The sequence below is a fragment of the Stappia stellulata genome (genome assembly GCF_020176715.1).
Taxonomy (GTDB): domain Bacteria; phylum Pseudomonadota; class Alphaproteobacteria; order Rhizobiales; family Stappiaceae; genus Stappia.
The window spans coordinates 254,819-270,583 of record NZ_JAIVMF010000002.1 but is presented as its reverse complement, the minus strand read 5'-3'; the positions used below and the strand labels follow the sequence as shown (position 1 = coordinate 270,583).

Genomic DNA, 15,765 nt, shown 5'->3' with positions numbered 1-15,765 from the left:
CGCGTGCTAATCAGATGGCACCCGAACCGGTAAGGGTCGGCATTTCTTAAACGAGCGACGCGAAATGGCGGAGGCGATGAAGAAAATCGAGGCAATTATCAAGCCGTTCAAGCTTGATGAGGTCAAGGAGGCCCTCCAGGAGGTTGGCCTCCAGGGCATCACCGTGACCGAGGCCAAGGGCTTCGGTCGCCAGAAAGGCCACACCGAACTCTATCGCGGCGCCGAATACGTGGTGGACTTCCTTCCCAAGGTCAAAGTCGAGATCGTCCTGACCGACGATCTGGTCGACAAGGCCGTGGAAGCCATCCGCAACGCGGCACAGACGGGCCGCATCGGCGACGGAAAGATTTTCGTCTCCACGGTCGAGGAAGCCGTGCGCATTCGCACCGGCGAAACCGGCACCGACGCCATCTAGGACGGGTTCCGTCCGCCCTCCCTGCTGCCGGACTATGCGTCTCGGCGGCCACTTCACCCAACTGGTTACTCAAGAACGACAGGGAAGCACTACATGACGAGCGCCACTGACATTCTCAAGGAAATCAAGGAAAAGGACATCAAGTTCGTTGACCTTCGCTTTTCCGATCCGCGCGGCAAGATGCAGCATGTGACCATGGACGCAGGCCTTGTCGACGAAGACATGTTCGCCGAGGGCGTGGCGTTCGACGGCTCCTCCATCGCCGGCTGGAAGGCGATCAACGAGTCCGACATGATGCTGGTGCTCGATCCGGACTCGGCCCATGTCGACCCGTTCTTCGCGCAGTCCACGATGGCGATCATCTGCGACGTCGTCGATCCGATCTCGGGCGAGGCCTACAACCGCGACCCGCGCACGACCGCCAAGAAGGCCGAGGCCTACATGAAGTCGCTCGGCATCGGCGACACCGTGTTCGTCGGCCCGGAAGCGGAATTCTTCATCTTCGACGACGTCCGCTTCTCGTCTGATCCCTACAACACCGGCTTCCAGATCGACAGCACCGAACTGCCGTCGAACATGGGCTCGGAGTATGACACGGGCAACCTCGGCCACCGTCCGCGCACCAAGGGCGGCTACTTCCCGGTCCCGCCGATCGACAGCTGCCAGGACATCCGCTCCGAGATGCTGACGGTCCTCACCGAGATGGGCGTCACCGTCGAAAAGCACCACCACGAGGTGGCCGCGGCCCAGCACGAGCTCGGCATCAAGTTCGACACGCTGACCCGCAACGCCGACAAGATGCAGATCTACAAGTACGTCGTGCATCAGGTCGCCCATGCCTACGGCAAGACGGCAACCTTCATGCCCAAGCCCGTCTTTGGCGACAACGGCACCGGCATGCACGTCCACCAGTCGATCTGGAAGGACGGCGCCCCGGTCTTTGCCGGCAACCAGTATGCGGATCTCTCCGAGACCTGCCTCTACTATATCGGCGGCATCCTGAAGCACGCCAAGGCGCTGAACGCCTTCACCAACCCGTCGACCAACTCCTACAAGCGTCTGGTCCCGGGCTATGAGGCACCGGTTCTGCTGGCCTATTCGTCGCGCAACCGCTCGGCGTCCTGCCGCATTCCGTTCACCTCCTCGCCGAAGGCAAAGCGCGTCGAGGTCCGCTTCCCGGATCCGTCCGCGAACCCGTACCTGTGCTTCGCGGCACTTCTGATGGCCGGCCTCGACGGCATCAAGAACAAGATCCATCCGGGCGACGCGATGGACAAGAACCTCTACGACCTGCCGGCCGAAGAGCTGAAGGACATCCCGACCGTCTCCGCCTCGCTGCGCGAAGCACTGGAGTCGCTCGATGCCGACCGCGACTTCCTGAAGGCCGGCGGCGTCATGGACGACGACCAGATCGATGCCTACATCGAGCTGAAGATGGAAGAGAACATGCGGTACGAAATGACCCCGCATCCGGTCGAATACGACCTGTACTACTCCGTCTAAGACTTCTCCCCGCCCCTTGCGGGCGGGACCGGAAACACGAAACCCCCGGCGGGAAACCGCCGGGGGTTTTGTTTTGGGTGCGGCACCCAAGAAACGCGTGCATCAGCCGGATGATCGATCGCCCAGCCGCGCCGTCGCCTCACCTCAGGACGCGCCTTGATCCCTCGTCGAGGAGGCACGCACACCGCGCTCTCCCACGGGTTCGACCGTCTGCGGATCGATCTCGTTCAGTGCCAGTCGAGCGTTGATGCGCCGGGCGGGCGGGCCGGCTCGCAACCAGTTTGCGGCGCGCTCGACGTTGAGCCGCGGTCTGCGGCGCCCCTCGACCGGCTGCATCGCCTCTGCCAGAACCTGGGCAATCTCATCAATCCTGTACAAGCCGCCCTGCGTCGGCGGGGGCATCCTTCTCTGCTGGAGCGACTGACGCGTCACGCTCAGACGCTCGGCGACATCCGCCAGGCTGACAAGATCCGGACGGACCTCCCTCAATCGCGTGCCCCTCGGCAAGGTCGCAAGAAGGCGACGCGCAGCATCCAGGATCGCATGCTCCCCGTCGCCGCCGTCCACCTCGAGTTCCACCGCAAGAAGTCCCGGAATGCCGGTCCCGACGAGCGCATCCTCAAAGCCTGCCGCGAACACCGCATCCGACAGCAAATAGGGATCGAACGCGTCTTCAGGGATCCCGAACACGAGCTCGAACTCGAGCGCCTCAGTCATCGCCATTTCTTTCGCTATCAAGCCTGGTGCAGGCCATCGCCTTTTGTCTCAACTGCCTCGCGTGCCGCCCGGGGTTTCTTGGCGTCGACCAGACCGACATCTGGCAGTAGGCGCCACACCGACAGTCGGAACTGTTTGCAGGACATCTCAGAAGGCCCCAGGCATGACCTTTGCCCTTCACAAGCTCCCAGCCCAAATCTTCAAGCTCACGCAAAACGAGCTCGACTTCCTTGGACGGATGCCTTCCACGCATAGGATGCGCCCCTTAAATAAACTTGTCAAAAGACAATTTAAAACACGATCAATTCGCTTGCCTTGGCGCAGCAACGACCCACGCAATCAAATGAGGCCGACGGACACGAAATGCGTCCGCCGGCGAAAATCCGTCCCCCTCAAACCAGCGCGATCACCCGGCTGGGGCCGCCGGTGGCGCCCTTGATCTTCGGCGCGCCGACGACCAGCGTCGCGCCGGTGGCGGGCACCTCGTCGAGGCCGGCGAGGCACTCGATGCCCCAACGCTCCGTCGGCAGCCAGGCGTAATGGGTGTCGAAGGTCTTGGAGGCGCCGAAGTCGAGCGACAGCGTGTCGACGGCCATGCCGACCACGCCCTTTTCCATCATGTACATCGCCGCTTCCTTGGAAAAGCCGGGGAAATGCATGACGCCGTCGGCGTCGGCATTGCGGAACTTGTCGCTCGCCACATGCGCGGCCCAGCCCGAATTCATCGCGACGCAACCGCCCTCGGGCAGCGGGCCATGGACCTCTTCATGGGCTTTCAGGTCCTCCACGCTCACCTGATAGTCCGGGTCGGCCGCCGCCTTTTCCCGCACATCGACCACGGCAAGCGGCACGACGAGCTGGTCGAGCGCAATCTCGTCCGACGCCTTGCCGTCGGCGGAAAAATGGATCGGCGCATCGAGATGCGTGCCGGTGTGTTCCACCAGATGCCACTTGTACATGTTGTAGCCGTCGGTCGCGAAGGACGACATGCGCTCCATTTCCAGCCCCGGCTTGCCGAAATAGGTCGGAAACTCCTCCATCAGATCATGGGTGAGGTCGACGGCCTTTGAAAAGCTCATCGCCTGCGCCTGGGCGGCACGCGGCGGCGGAAAGGCGGTGAACGCCGCCGCGCCGGCCGCAACTCCGGCAACCCCTTTCAGCAGACCGCGCCGGCTCAGGCGTTGCGCGACGGTTTCCTGACATCCTGGAACACACATGCTGCTCACTCCTCTGGTTTTCGTTCCCCATCATCCTAGGCTGCAAAGGAGCGCAGGCACAATCGCCGGCGCCACCTGGAGACAGCCGGAGACGTCATCCCCCCTTGCACCCCGGCGCATTTGACGCCATTGATCCGCCCATGTTGCAGATCACCGACCTCACCTATCGCATCGCCGGGCGCACGCTCCTCGAAAACGCCAGCGTCACGCTTCCCGCAGGCTCGAAAGCCGGCTTCGTCGGCCGCAATGGCGCGGGCAAGTCGACGCTGTTTCGCCTGATCACGGGAGAGGCAGCACCCGAAAGCGGCGAGATCCAGATGCCCCGCGGCATCCGCATCGGCCAGGTTGCCCAGGAGGCGCCGGGAACCGAGCAATCGCTGATGGAGGTGGTGCTGGCCGCCGACACGGAGCGCGCCCAACTGCTCGCCGAGGCCGAAACCGCGACCGATCCGCATCGCATCGCCGAGGTGCACACGCGGCTTGCCGACATCGATGCCCATACGGCCGAGGCGCGCGCGGCGCGCATCCTGTCGGGTCTCGGCTTCGATACGGAAGCGCAGATGCGCCCCTGCTCCGCCTTTTCCGGTGGCTGGCGCATGCGCGTCGCGCTCGCCGCGGTGCTGTTTTCAGAGCCCGACCTGCTGCTCCTCGACGAGCCGACCAACTATCTCGACCTGGAAGGCACCCTGTGGCTGGAGAACTATGTCTCCCGCTATCCGCATCAGGTGCTTTTGATCAGCCACGACCGCGACCTTCTCAACAAGGCGGTCGATTCCATCGTGCATCTCGACCAGCTCAAGCTGACGTTCTACCGCGGCGGCTTCGACAGCTTCGACCGCCAGCGCCGCGAAGCCTTGATGCTGCAGGAAAAGAGCCGCGAGAAGCAGGAAGCCCAGCGTAAGCACATGCAGGCCTTCGTCGACCGCTTCCGCGCCAAGGCCAGCAAGGCCCGCCAGGCGCAGTCGCGGCTGAAGATGCTGGAGAAGATGGAGCCGATCGCCGGCATTCGCGGCGCCGAGGCGCTGCCGATCTCCTTCCCCGCCCCCGTCGGTACCCTCGCCCCGCCGATCATCCGCCTCGACAACGTCTCGGCCGGCTATGGCGACACCACGGTGCTGTCGAACCTGGCGCTCAACATCGACAACGACGACCGCATCGCGCTTCTCGGCGCCAACGGCAACGGCAAGTCGACCTTCGCCAAGCTGATCGCCGGCCGGCTCAAGGAGCAGTCGGGCACGATCACCCGCGCCAAGAAGATGAATGTCGCCTTCTTCGCCCAGCACCAGCTCGACGATCTCGTTCCCGCCGACAGCCCCGTCGCCCATGTGCGCAAGCTGATGCCGGACGCGGCCGAATCCAAGGTCCGCTCGCGCGTCAACCGCTTCGGCCTGCCGACCAGCCGCATGGACACGCCCGCCCAGGATCTCTCCGGCGGCGAGAAGGCACGGCTTCTGCTCGGCCTTGCGACCTTCGAGGGGCCGCATCTGCTGATCCTCGACGAACCGACCAACCACCTCGACATCGAAAGCCGCGAGGCGCTGATCCAGGCGGTCAACGAATATGAAGGCGCGGTGATCCTGATCTCGCACGACCGGCATCTGGTGGAGGCCTGCGCCGACCGGCTCTGGCTCGTCGCCAATGGCGGCGTGTCGAGCTTCGAGGGCGACATGGAGGACTACCGCCGGCTGATCCTGCAAAAGGACCGGCCGAACAAGACCGGCAAGGCGAAACAGGCCGCCGCCGACGCTGCCGCAGCCGAGGAAGCGGCGAAACCGGAGGAGCCGGAAAACCCGCGCAGCGCCCAGGAGCGGCGCAAGGACGCCGCCGAACGCCGCTCGCGGCTTGCGCCCTTGCGCAAGGAGATCAAGGCAGCGGAAGCGGAAATCGCGCGAATCCAGTCGAAAATGGAGAAGCTCGACGCAGCACTCGCCGATCCGGACTTTTTCCTGAAGGACGCCGAGCGTGCCTCGAAGTTCGTCAAGGAACGCGCCTTCCTGGAAAAGAAACTCGCCAAGACGGAGCAAGGCTGGCTGGAGCTGTCCGCCGAATACGAAGGGGCGACAGCGGAAGGATAGCGGGACGCCTGCCTGACCGTGCGCCTTTGTTCTGGACGCAATCTACAGCTGCGCCTACTCTTGACCGCAACGGATTGGAGCGGTTTTCAGGGATGTCGGATCCGCAGCGCCAAATAGCCGATGTGCTTCTGGACAGCGCTATCGTGATAGCGCCTCTGGCCCTGGGTTATTTCGCCGGCATCGCTTATCTCGACGCTTTTCTGTCGGCTTTTTCGATTTCAATCCACGAAATCGAGGCGCCACTTGCAACGATCGTGGCGCATTCATACAACGTCTTCACGCACAGCGCTTTTCTCGCGAAACTCATTTTGATCGGTGCCGGCGTCGTTGCGATCTGTATCGCTTTCCTGACCCTGCGCAGAAATGAGACGATACCGAAAACGACCCGCCTCCGGACCATACTGGCGATCGCCCTGCCAACCGCCGCGTTTCTGACCTTTCTCGGCATCAAGTCCAGCGCCGAGGAGACCGCGCGAAACAACTCCCACCGCATATGGCACGAGCAAGGATCGATCTCGATTCCAAGATCCTCGTTGAGGGCCGTCGACAACAGATTGGGTGTGAGACAAGGCTTGCGCCTGGAGAGCTGTCTTTCGACGACAATCGTCAAGCATGTGATTGCGACCCCCCGCCGATCCTATTCGATCTGCGTGATCGGGAATGAGGGATTTCTCCTGACCCACGATACAAACAACGACCGTTATCTGCCTATTCGTTTCATATCACCGTGCTCCGAAACGACATGGCGCAGGAGCGAATTTTGTATATCCGCGCAGTAGTTGAAGAAAGGCAGCACAATGCTACGGGCAACATTGATCCTTTCGGTCGCTCTTTGGAGCGTCCCGGTAGCGGCGGAAATCGCCCTCACCTCACGAGACGCAATTGACCGCCTCAACGATGAAGTGGCGAATATTCTCAAGCAACTGGCAGACCCCACGGCCGGCAACTCATTCGCTACAGCTCCACGGATCGGCAATGGTGTTCGAACGGACGGAAACAATCCGCTCGGCCGGTATTTTCCGGTCGCCGGAACCGACAAGGTTAGCTTTTCCGAATGCGGTTCGGATGAGAGCGTGATCATTGATGCTTCCCTCGTTTTGCCGACTAGCGAAACCTGCAAATCTCTCCCGGGGACTGGCGCGCCCAGTTTCCCGAACTCGGCATCGGTACGCTGGGTCTATGATGCCGACAAGAACGGATTCTTCGTAACCGCAGAAGCAGACACGGACAACACCATGGCTGCTGGAGCACAATTCGTGGATTGTTCGACAGTACCCTCGTCGCTCTTACTTGCGGCAAGAAAGGCTAGGGAAGGTGTGGAAGGCGTTGTCGGTCCCAGCGATGCCCTCTCCGCCCTGAATGTAGCAAGCGACAAGAAAACCGAGGCATCGCCGACCGAAAGGGCAACAGTTCAACAATGCAAGACTGTCGACGAGTTCTGGACGCTGCAATCGGCACAGACGCTCGAACGCGCTGAAGATCGTTTGATCGGGGTCACGCGCGAGGCACCGCGGTCTATGTAGAGGGAGGGGGGCGCAGCCCTCTCACCCCGGCTTCACATAGACCGCGCGGATGTGCGGGATGATGCGGTCGCCCTTTTGCACGTCATAGGCAGTCGAGTCGATGAGGCGAAGACCGGCCCGCTCGAACCCCGCCAGTTCCGACGGCGACAAAGGCCACGGCGGTCCGGAGGTCTCCGCGCCGTCCGCGCCCGAGCGCGTAATGACGAGAAGCCGGCCGCCGGGTTTCACAAGATCGGCGAGCGCCTGATAGGAGGCTTCGCGCAAGTCGCCATGAAGCGCCTGCACCGTGTAGCACTCGTGAACGAGATCGAAGCCGCCCGGCCAACCGCGCGGCGGGGAGAAGAGATCGGCGGCGGTATAGCGCACCGGCGATCCGGGAAACCGCTGGCGTGCCCACTCCACGGCCTTTTCGGACAGGTCGAAGGCGGTTGTGTCATAGCCCGCCTCGGCCAGCGCCTCGGCGTTGTCGCCAAGCCCGCATCCGACGTCGAGCGCCCGCGCTCCCTCGCCCGGATTGGCGGAAAGCCAGTCGACAAGCGCGGGTTTGGGCGCCAGATCCGCCCAGGGAACGGCGGCCGCGTCATCTCCGGCCGTCTCGTAGACCGCCTCGAACCAGGACGCACGCTCGTCCCGGTCGCCGCCCTTGGCGCCGAAGAGCGCGTCGAGCCGGTCCCGCGCCGCGTCCCGCCGGCGGGCGAACTCCGCATCGGTGCCGGTCGCGGTCGGCCGGTCGCTCATGCCTTTTTCTGCCATCGTCCATCGTCCGTCTGCTGCCAGTAGGTCAACGCGTGACCGGCTGCCTTCAAGGCCTTCCACTGCTGCCGCGCGTCGGAGACCGCCGCCTCATCGTTGCCATCGAACAGGAAGACGCCGCGCGTATAGGGCGACAGGTCGGGCGCCGTCGCACGATCGACCAGAAAGCGGACGCTCGCGCCGTTCGGATTGTCCGGCCCGTCGGTGAGGAAAACCGGCTGGCGGTCGGCCTCGCCGTCATTCGCCGTGCCATGCGGTAGGAAGGAGTCGTCGCGGTAGCTCCACAGCAGCGAATCGAGCGCCGTCACCCGCTCCGCCGAGCCCGCCTGCACGACGACACGCCAGTCGCGTTGCAGACATGTCTCCAGCAGGCCGGGAAGGACATCTTCCAGCGGCTTGAGCGTCAGATGGTAAAAAAGCACTTCCGTCATAAGCACCTGGCCGTTGAGACACGACGCGGAGGCGGCCGCCGCGCGGCTGCGACTGTGCGCCAGGTGCGGCCAATGCGCAACAGGTGCCGAACCATGTGACGCGCGCCCGGACTACGGCTTTGCTTTCCGCTCAATTCCTCATTAACCGTTTCCCAACTTCGGGCCGGCACTCTGGCGGCCGGGACGAGATCGACGCGAAAGCGGCACGCCTGTGGCACGGATCACAGCCGGTGCACGGCGCGCGAGGCACGATAGACGAACGTTCGGGCACAAGCGTGCCGGACATGCGGGAGACGAGATTTATGGCCGTGCGGATTGCCCTGTTTTTCGGACTTGTTCTTGGCCTTGCCGGCGTGACGACGGCCATGGGCACGGTCGTGAGCGAACCCACCGGCAGCTGCGTCGCCTACAAGACCTGCTGAGACGCGCAACCCCGAAACAGGCCCGATACGGGCCGTTTCCCGAAGCAGATACCGAAAACCCGCCGAAACGGCGGGTTTTTTTGTGCATGCCGGAACAGGGAAACGCCCTGTATGGCGAAAGAGCGGGCGGCGGCACGCCATGCCGCCGCCGCCGCGGTCCCGGTTATTTTTCGTAGTGCTCGCGGACAAGACGGTCGAGCAGCCGCACGCCGAAGCCCGACGCCCAGCCCTTGCTGATCTCCGTCTTCGGGCTGCCCATTGCGGTGCCGGCGACATCGATATGCACCCACGGCACGTCGTTGACGAATCGCTGCAGGAATTGCGCCGCCGTGATCGACCCGGCGGTGCGCCCGCCGGTGTTCTTCATGTCGGCATTGGGCGTGTCGATGAGCTTGTCGTACTCCTTCGACAGCGGCAGACGCCAGACCTTCTCGTCGGTTGCCTCCCCCGCCTCGGCCAGACGGCCGACCAGTTCGTCGTTGTTGGAGAAGACGCCGGCATGCTGGTTGCCGAGCGCCACGATGATCGCGCCGGTCAGCGTTGCCAGGTTGATCATGAAGGCCGGCTTGAAGCGGTCCTGCGTATACCAGAGCGCATCGGCCAGCACGAGACGGCCTTCCGCGTCGGTGTTGATGATCTCGATGGTGGCGCCGGACATGGCGGTGACGATGTCGCCGGGCCGCTGGGCGCGCCCGTCCGGCATGTTTTCCACCAGGCCGATCACGCCGATGACATTGGCCTTGGCCTTGCGGGCGGCAAGCGCATGCATCAGGCCGGTCACGGCGGCAGCGCCGCCCATGTCGCCTTTCATGTCCTCCATGCCGCCGGCCGGCTTGATCGAGATGCCGCCGGTGTCGAAGACGACGCCCTTGCCGACGAAGGCGACCGGCTGGTCGTCCTTCTTGCCGCCGTTCCAGCGCATGATGACCAGACGCGGCGGATGTTCCGAGCCCTGGGCGACGCCGAGAAGCGCGTTCATCTTCAGCTTCTTCATCGCCTTTTCGTCGAGGATCTCGACCTCGACGCCGAGCTTGGACAGCTCTTCGGCACGGCTGGCGAACTCCAGCGTCGTCAGCACGTTGGCCGGCTCGTTGACGAGATCGCGGGCAAGCAGCGTGCCGTCGCTGACCGCGTCCGCCGTCTCCCAGGCCTTCTTCGCGGCCTTGGGATCGGCAATACCGATTGCAAGCTTCTTCGTCTTCGCCGGCGTGTCGTCGCTCGGCTTGGTCTTGTAGCGGTCGAAGCTGTAGGCGCGCAGCTTGGCGCCCATCGCGAAGGCGGCCGCCAGGTCGGCCTCGACATCGCCGCTGGGAAGCTCGAAGAGAACCTCCGCCGCCTCCGCGCTGCCGAGCGCGCCCATCACCACGCCGCCGAGCACGGACCAGTCGGTTTCGCCAAGATCGGCGACCGCGGAGGCCTTGCCGAGGCCGACAACGACCAGACGGTCGAGCTCGAGCCCGGCCGGGGCGATCAGGTCGAGCACCGTGTTGACCTTGCCGGTGAAGCCGCCGGTGGCCGCGGCGCGCGTCAGCAGGCCGTCGGCACCCGACAGCACGGCCGACGCCGTCGGTCCGACATTCAACGCATCATCGGCAAAAACGACGAGGGTTCCCTTGGATGGTGCGGAGAGCTTGGAAAAGGAAATTTTCGGAAGCAAGACGAAACCTCTTGGTTACACGATGCGTGAAGGCGCTCGGCAACCGGGCATCGCGTCCGCGACAGGCCCGAGCGCACTGGAATCCGCCGGTTCGTCCGGTCGCGCGGCGCGCCCGGTGATCCGAGGGTTGACGATACAATGGTGCCAGTTTCGGCCCACGGCAAGCGCGCGGGCACGGTAAGGAGCTGTTAACCCTTTTTCTTCTCGTAGTATTTACCTAAACTGCCGCTTAATCGAGAAGCTGCCCCCCCGGCGGTGCGCAAGGGTATGCACCGTCCCGGCTACGAAACCGAACGGCATCCGCAACCTGCCGACCACGTTCAACACGGACCTGATGACAACCTTCGAGCGCTATGTCCTGCGACGCCTCACGGCGGCTTTCGCGCTGACCCTCGCCGCCTTGGCAGGCGTGGTCTGGGCAACGCAGGCCTTGCGCCAGCTCGATCTCGTCACCTCCAAGGGCCAGACCATTATCCAGTTCGTCGGCATGACCTTGCTGGCCATGCCGTTCCTGCTGCTGGCGATCGCCCCCTTCGCGCTGCTGATCGCGCTGATCGTCGTGCTCAACACCCTGTCGAACGACAGCGAGCTGATCGTGATCAACGCCTCGGGCGCGTCCCGCACCGTGTTGATGCGCCCGGTCGTGGTCTTTGCCATTTTCGTCAGCCTGTTCTGCGCCACGCTGTCCCTGTCGCTCGCCCCGCTCGGGCTGAGTGCGCTGCGCGACGAGATCACGCGGGTCAGGGTCGACCTCGTCGCCAACATCGTGCGCCCGGGACGGTTCATCGGCATCGAGGACGGCCTGACCTTCCACATCCGCAACCGCAGCGGCGACGGCCAGCTCGACGGACTGCTGATGCATGACGACCGCGCCGAGGACACCGTCTTCACCTATGAGGCGGCCCGCGGCCGAATCGTCGAGGCGGCAGGACGCACCCTGCTGGTGATGCAGGACGGCACGATCCAGCGCCGCACCCGCGCCACCGGCGCGATCTCCATCGTGCGCTTCCAGTCCTATGCCTTCGACCTGTCGAACATGGTCCCCTCGGGTCGCGCCGCCGTCTACAAGGCGAGCGAGCGCTCGCTGGCGGATCTGGTCGCGCCCGCCGCCGACGATGCCTATGCGCGCGACAACCGCGCCCGGCTCGTGGCCGAACTGCACGACCGGCTGAGCCAGCCGCTCTATCCGCTTGCCTTCGCGCTGATCGTCTTCGTCTTCGCCGGCCAGCCCAAGACCACGCGCCAGAATCGCACGCTGGCAACGCTTGCCGCGCTTGTCCTGGCAATCCTGCTCAGAAGCGCCGGCTTCGGGGTTCTGACGCTGGTGCCGACCATGCCGTCGGCGCGCTTCGCGCTCTATGCCCTGCCGCTCGCCGCCATGGCCCTGTGCGCCTGGGCCATCGCCGCCGAACGCAAGCCGGCCTGGGTCCGCAAGCTGTCGGAGGCGCTCGAGCTTGCCGTCGAACGCGCCGAAATCCGCCTGCGAAAGCTGCGCGGCCACCATCCGAACGAGGCGGCCTGACATGGAACGGGGTCTCGTCGGACATACGCTCGCCGTCTATCTCTCGCGCAAGTTCCTGGGTGCGATCCTCGGACTGTTCGCGCTCGCGGCCATCCTGATCTTCCTGTTCGACGTGCTGGAGCTGCTGCGGCGCAGTTCGGGGCAGGACGGCGCGACGCTGGCGCGGATCGGCCTGATCTCGATCCTGCGCGTGCCGCAGCTGATGGAACAGGTGCTGCCCTTCGCCGTCCTGTTCGGCGCGATCGCCGCCTTCCTCGCCCTCAGCCGCAAGCTGGAGCTTGTCGTCGCACGCGCCGCCGGCGTGTCCGTCTGGCAGTTCACCGCGCCGGCGATTCTGGTGGGCCTTGGCCTCGGCATTGCGGCGGTGACGATCTACAATCCGCTCGCGGTGATCCTGCGCGAACAGTCCGACGAGATCGCCTCGGGGCTGTTCAGCAGCGAACAGAACTTCCTGCTGCAGACGACCGGGGAAATCTGGCTGCGGCAGGACGGCACGGACGGCGAATCGGTGCTCCACGCCAAACAGACGATGGACGGCGGCACCCGGCTTCTCGGCATCACCCTGTTCACCTTCGACCGCTCCGCCCGTTTTTCTGAGCGCGTCGAGGCGCGCGAGGCCCTGCTTGAGGACAAGCGCTGGCGTTTGAGCGACGCGACGGTCTATTCGACCACCGGCGATCCGAGCACCTACGCCACCTATTACGTCTCCACTTATCTCACCCCGACGGAGGTGCGCGAGAGCATTGCCGCGCCCGAATCCATCGGCTTCTGGGACCTGCCGCGTGTGATCGAATTGTCACAGCGCGCAGGTCTTCCGGCCTACCGGTATTCCTTGCAGTATCAGACACTTCTCGCGCGACCCGCACTTCTGGCCGCAATGATCCTGATTGCGGCCTGCGTTTCGCTTCGGGTTTCGCGGATGGGGGGCGTCGGCAGACTGATTCTGGGTGGAATCCTCGCCGGGTTCGTGCTTTACGTTCTGTCGGAACTGGGAAAGGATCTGGGCGGCGCGGGAATCGTGCCCCCGGTCGTTGCCGCTTGGGCGCCAGGAGTGTTTGGAGTTCTGATGGGGTTTACGATCCTCTTGCATCTGGAGGACGGCTGATGGCCGTGGCCAGTCCTTCGCAGACGGCTCGTAGCACCCGTGCAACCGCTGCCGGGCGCAGCGGACTGGCCGCGCGCATGCTGCGCGGCACGGCGCTCGCCGGTCTTAGCGCCCTCGCGCTCGCGATGTCCGCCGACCTGATCGCCGCGCCGGCCCGGGCGCAGGACAGCGTCCTCGATGCCCTCGGCACCCAGGTCGATCCGGCCGAGCCGCTGCTGCTGGAAGCGACGGAACTGCGCTACGACTTCGACCGGGACCGGATTTCCGCCATCGGCAACGTGCAGATCTACTATGGCGGCAATACCGTGGAAGCCGAGCGTGTCGTGTTCGACCGGCGCCGGAACCGCCTACGCGCGGAAGGCAATGTGCGCCTGACCGAGCCGAACGGCAACGTCCTGCGGGCGGAGACGATGGAGCTCTCGGAAGACCTGCGCGACGGTTTCGCCACCGCCCTGCAACTGGACACGCCGCAGCGCACCCGCTTCATCGCCGATGGCGCGCGCCGCGAAGACGGCAACCGGACGACCTTCGACAACGGCATCTACACGGTCTACACCAAGCCGACCAACCCGCCCGGCAAGCCGCCGCTGTGGCGCGTGCGCGCGGCGACGATCGTGCACAACGAGACCGAGCGCACCATCGAGTTCCAGAACGCCTCGCTGGAGTTCTTTGGACGCTCGCTGGTCTATCTGCCGTATTTTTCGATGGCGGATCCGACCGTCAAGCGCAAGACCGGCCTGCTGACACCGAGCGCCGTCGTCGGCGACCGCGTCGGCGTGGGCGTCACCGTACCCTATTACTTCGCGCTCGACCCGACCTACGACCTGCTCCTGTCCGCAACGCCCCTGTCGAAACAGGGCCTGCTCACCCAGGCGGAATGGCGCCAGAAGCTTATCGACGGCAGCTATTCGATCAACGTCGGCGGCCTGATCCAGGCGCGGCCCGGCGAATACGCGACGTCGAGCGGCAACCGCCGCTTCCGCGGCGTGGTCGCCACCGAAGGCGAGTTCAACATCAACCAGCGCTGGAAATGGGGCTGGGACGTCTCCTACCGCAGCGACCGCGCCTTCCTGAACGACTACAAGTTTGCCGATTTCGGCAACGCGAGCGACATTTCGCAGATCTATCTGACGGGGCAGAGCGAGCGCAACCGCTTCGACCTCAGGAGCTACGCCTTCCGCATCTCGCAGGAAGACTACACCGCAGCGAACAACGCGCCCGGCTACGCCCCGGTCGGCAGCCAGCTCCAGGACAAGCAGCCCTTCGTCCATCCGGTGCTGGATTACAACTACATCTTCGAGGACCCGATCGCGGGCGGCGAGCTCTCGCTGACCGGCAACCTGACGAGCCTGACGCGCGACCGGACCGACGCGATCCAGATCGGCGGCACGACGCGCTTCCGCGGCGTCGAGGGCACCTTCACACGCACCAGCCTGCAGGCCGACTGGCGCACGACCGTGATCGATCCCTTGGGTCAGGTGTTCACCCCCTTCGCCTATGTGAAGGGCGATCTGTTCTTCCTCGCCTCGCAGGACAAGACCGTCGGCGCGCTGACGGACGAATCCGTCGTTGGCCGGATCATGCCCGCCGTAGGCATCGACTACCGCTTTCCGATCCTTGCCACCTTCGACGGCGGCAACCAGGTGTTCGAACCGGTGGCGCAGCTGATCGTGCGCCCGAACGAGGGCCGCATCGGCGAGCTTCCCAACGAGGACGCGCAGAGCATCGTCTTCGATTCCACGACGCTGTTCGAATACGACAAGTTCTCCGGCTTCGACCGCAGCGAGGGCGGCACCCGCGCCAACATCGGCCTGAAGTACAGCCTGCAGTTCGACAATCATTTCAGCGTGAGCGCCCTCTTCGGCCGTTCCTTCCAGCTGGCGGGCACCAATTCGTTCCGGACGGCGGACATTCTGGACGCGACCCGCTCGTCCGGTCTTGCCACCGACCAGAGCGACTACGTCAGCAGCCTGTATTTCGACAGCCGCCAGGGTTTCCGCATCGGCGCACAGGCCCGCTTCGACAACGACAATTTCGCGGTTCGCCGCGGACAGATCGAGGCCTCCGGCATCTATGGCCCGGTGACCGGCAATCTCGCCTATGCCTATCTCTCGGCGCAGCCGAACATCGGCATTCCGACAGACCGCGAGGAAGTGATCGGCTCCGCAAGCCTGCGGTTGCAGGAGAACTGGCGCGTCTTCGGCTCCGTGCGTTACGACCTGCAAAGCAACAACATGGTTCGCGACAGCGTCGGCTTCGGCTACGACGACGAAGGATTTTCCGTATCCTTCGCCTATTCGGAAGACCGCAGCCGCAACAACGGCCAGACCACGGACCGGTTGTTCTTCCTGCGGTTCGGCCTGCGCACGCTTGGCGACACGCAATTCTCCACCAACGGCAACAATTGATGACCGGAACGGCGCAC

Annotated in this window: 13 protein-coding genes; 8 read left to right on the top strand and 5 right to left on the bottom strand. The window is 64.4% G+C overall.

Annotated features, from left to right (window positions below):
- Positions 1–76: 76 nt before the first annotated feature.
- Together LC092_RS04235 and glnA are read left to right on the top strand one after the other, a co-directional pair.
- The gene (locus tag LC092_RS04235) at positions 77–415 is read left to right on the top strand and encodes a P-II family nitrogen regulator (RefSeq protein ID WP_186389296.1); all 339 of its coding nucleotides are present in this window, start codon (positions 77–79) and stop codon (positions 413–415) included.
- A 93-nt stretch (positions 416–508) separates the two neighbouring features.
- Positions 509–1,918 carry a type I glutamate--ammonia ligase gene (gene glnA, locus LC092_RS04230; protein ID WP_224805190.1) on the top strand — a complete coding sequence of 470 codons (1,410 nt, stop codon included), beginning with the start codon at positions 509–511 and terminating at the stop codon, positions 1,916–1,918.
- A gap of 144 nt (positions 1,919–2,062) precedes the next feature.
- On the opposite strand, the gene LC092_RS04225 is transcribed toward glnA, so the two are convergent.
- A complete protein-coding gene (locus tag LC092_RS04225; protein WP_224805189.1) occupies positions 2,063–2,635 on the bottom strand; it encodes a hypothetical protein in 573 nt (190 codons plus the stop codon).
- Positions 2,636–3,027: 392 nt separating this feature from the next.
- Positions 3,028–3,852: a cyclase family protein gene (locus LC092_RS04220; RefSeq protein WP_224805188.1), complete on the bottom strand. Its 825-nt coding sequence runs from the start codon at positions 3,850–3,852 to the stop codon at positions 3,028–3,030.
- Between the two features lie 140 nt (positions 3,853–3,992).
- On the opposite strand from LC092_RS04220, the gene LC092_RS04215 reads away from it, so the two are divergent.
- The 3 genes from LC092_RS04215 to LC092_RS04205 all read left to right on the top strand — a co-directional run bounded on the left by LC092_RS04215 (position 3,993) and on the right by LC092_RS04205 (position 7,450).
- A complete protein-coding gene (locus LC092_RS04215; protein WP_224805187.1) occupies positions 3,993–5,927 on the top strand; it encodes an ABC-F family ATP-binding cassette domain-containing protein in 1,935 nt (644 codons plus the stop codon).
- A gap of 92 nt (positions 5,928–6,019) precedes the next feature.
- Positions 6,020–6,706, top strand: a complete 687-nt coding sequence (locus LC092_RS04210) for a hypothetical protein (RefSeq protein WP_224805186.1) — start codon at positions 6,020–6,022, stop codon at positions 6,704–6,706.
- An 18-nt stretch (positions 6,707–6,724) separates the two neighbouring features.
- Complete coding sequence (locus LC092_RS04205) at positions 6,725–7,450, top strand: hypothetical protein (RefSeq protein WP_224805185.1); 726 nt, start codon at positions 6,725–6,727, stop codon at positions 7,448–7,450.
- A gap of 21 nt (positions 7,451–7,471) precedes the next feature.
- Here the strand turns inward: LC092_RS04205 and LC092_RS04200 are convergent, their stop codons facing one another.
- The 3 genes from LC092_RS04200 to LC092_RS04190 all read right to left on the bottom strand — a co-directional run bounded on the left by LC092_RS04200 (position 7,472) and on the right by LC092_RS04190 (position 10,713).
- A complete protein-coding gene (locus LC092_RS04200) occupies positions 7,472–8,188 on the bottom strand; it encodes a class I SAM-dependent methyltransferase (RefSeq protein ID WP_224805184.1) in 717 nt (238 codons plus the stop codon).
- Entirely contained in the window at positions 8,185–8,634 is a 450-nt protein-coding gene (locus LC092_RS04195; protein WP_224805183.1) for a DNA polymerase III subunit chi, read from the bottom strand. The genes LC092_RS04200 and LC092_RS04195 overlap by 4 nt, the downstream gene beginning before the upstream one ends.
- Positions 8,635–9,219: 585 nt before the next feature.
- Positions 9,220–10,713, bottom strand: coding sequence for a leucyl aminopeptidase (locus tag LC092_RS04190; protein WP_224805182.1), 1,494 nt, complete (start codon positions 10,711–10,713; stop codon positions 9,220–9,222).
- Between the two features lie 334 nt (positions 10,714–11,047).
- Between LC092_RS04190 and lptF the strand changes: the two genes are divergently transcribed.
- Genes lptF through LC092_RS04175 form a run of 3 tightly spaced genes read left to right on the top strand, consistent with a single transcriptional unit; the run spans position 11,048 to position 15,748 of the window.
- Positions 11,048–12,235, top strand: a complete 1,188-nt coding sequence (gene lptF / locus LC092_RS04185; protein ID WP_224805181.1) for an LPS export ABC transporter permease LptF — start codon at positions 11,048–11,050, stop codon at positions 12,233–12,235.
- Position 12,236: 1 nt separating this feature from the next.
- Positions 12,237–13,340 (top strand): LPS export ABC transporter permease LptG, encoded by a 1,104-nt coding sequence (gene lptG / locus LC092_RS04180; protein WP_224805180.1) that lies wholly within the window; start codon positions 12,237–12,239, stop codon positions 13,338–13,340.
- A complete protein-coding gene (locus tag LC092_RS04175; protein WP_224805179.1) occupies positions 13,340–15,748 on the top strand; it encodes an LPS-assembly protein LptD in 2,409 nt (802 codons plus the stop codon). Before lptG ends, LC092_RS04175 begins: the two co-directional genes overlap by 1 nt.
- Positions 15,749–15,765 lie beyond the last annotated feature (17 nt).

Coding starts and splice junctions, on each gene's coding strand:
- LC092_RS04235 (WP_186389296.1), top strand. CDS start 77: ATGAAGAAAATCGAGGCAATTATCAAGCCGTTCAAGCTTGATGAGGTC.
- glnA (WP_224805190.1), top strand. CDS start 509: ATGACGAGCGCCACTGACATTCTCAAGGAAATCAAGGAAAAGGACATC.
- LC092_RS04225 (WP_224805189.1), bottom strand. CDS start 2,635: ATGACTGAGGCGCTCGAGTTCGAGCTCGTGTTCGGGATCCCTGAAGAC.
- LC092_RS04220 (WP_224805188.1), bottom strand. CDS start 3,852: ATGTGTGTTCCAGGATGTCAGGAAACCGTCGCGCAACGCCTGAGCCGG.
- LC092_RS04215 (WP_224805187.1), top strand. CDS start 3,993: ATGTTGCAGATCACCGACCTCACCTATCGCATCGCCGGGCGCACGCTC.
- LC092_RS04210 (WP_224805186.1), top strand. CDS start 6,020: ATGTCGGATCCGCAGCGCCAAATAGCCGATGTGCTTCTGGACAGCGCT.
- LC092_RS04205 (WP_224805185.1), top strand. CDS start 6,725: ATGCTACGGGCAACATTGATCCTTTCGGTCGCTCTTTGGAGCGTCCCG.
- LC092_RS04200 (WP_224805184.1), bottom strand. CDS start 8,188: ATGAGCGACCGGCCGACCGCGACCGGCACCGATGCGGAGTTCGCCCGC.
- LC092_RS04195 (WP_224805183.1), bottom strand. CDS start 8,634: ATGACGGAAGTGCTTTTTTACCATCTGACGCTCAAGCCGCTGGAAGAT.
- lptF (WP_224805181.1), top strand. CDS start 11,048: ATGACAACCTTCGAGCGCTATGTCCTGCGACGCCTCACGGCGGCTTTC.
- lptG (WP_224805180.1), top strand. CDS start 12,237: ATGGAACGGGGTCTCGTCGGACATACGCTCGCCGTCTATCTCTCGCGC.
- LC092_RS04175 (WP_224805179.1), top strand. CDS start 13,340: ATGGCCGTGGCCAGTCCTTCGCAGACGGCTCGTAGCACCCGTGCAACC.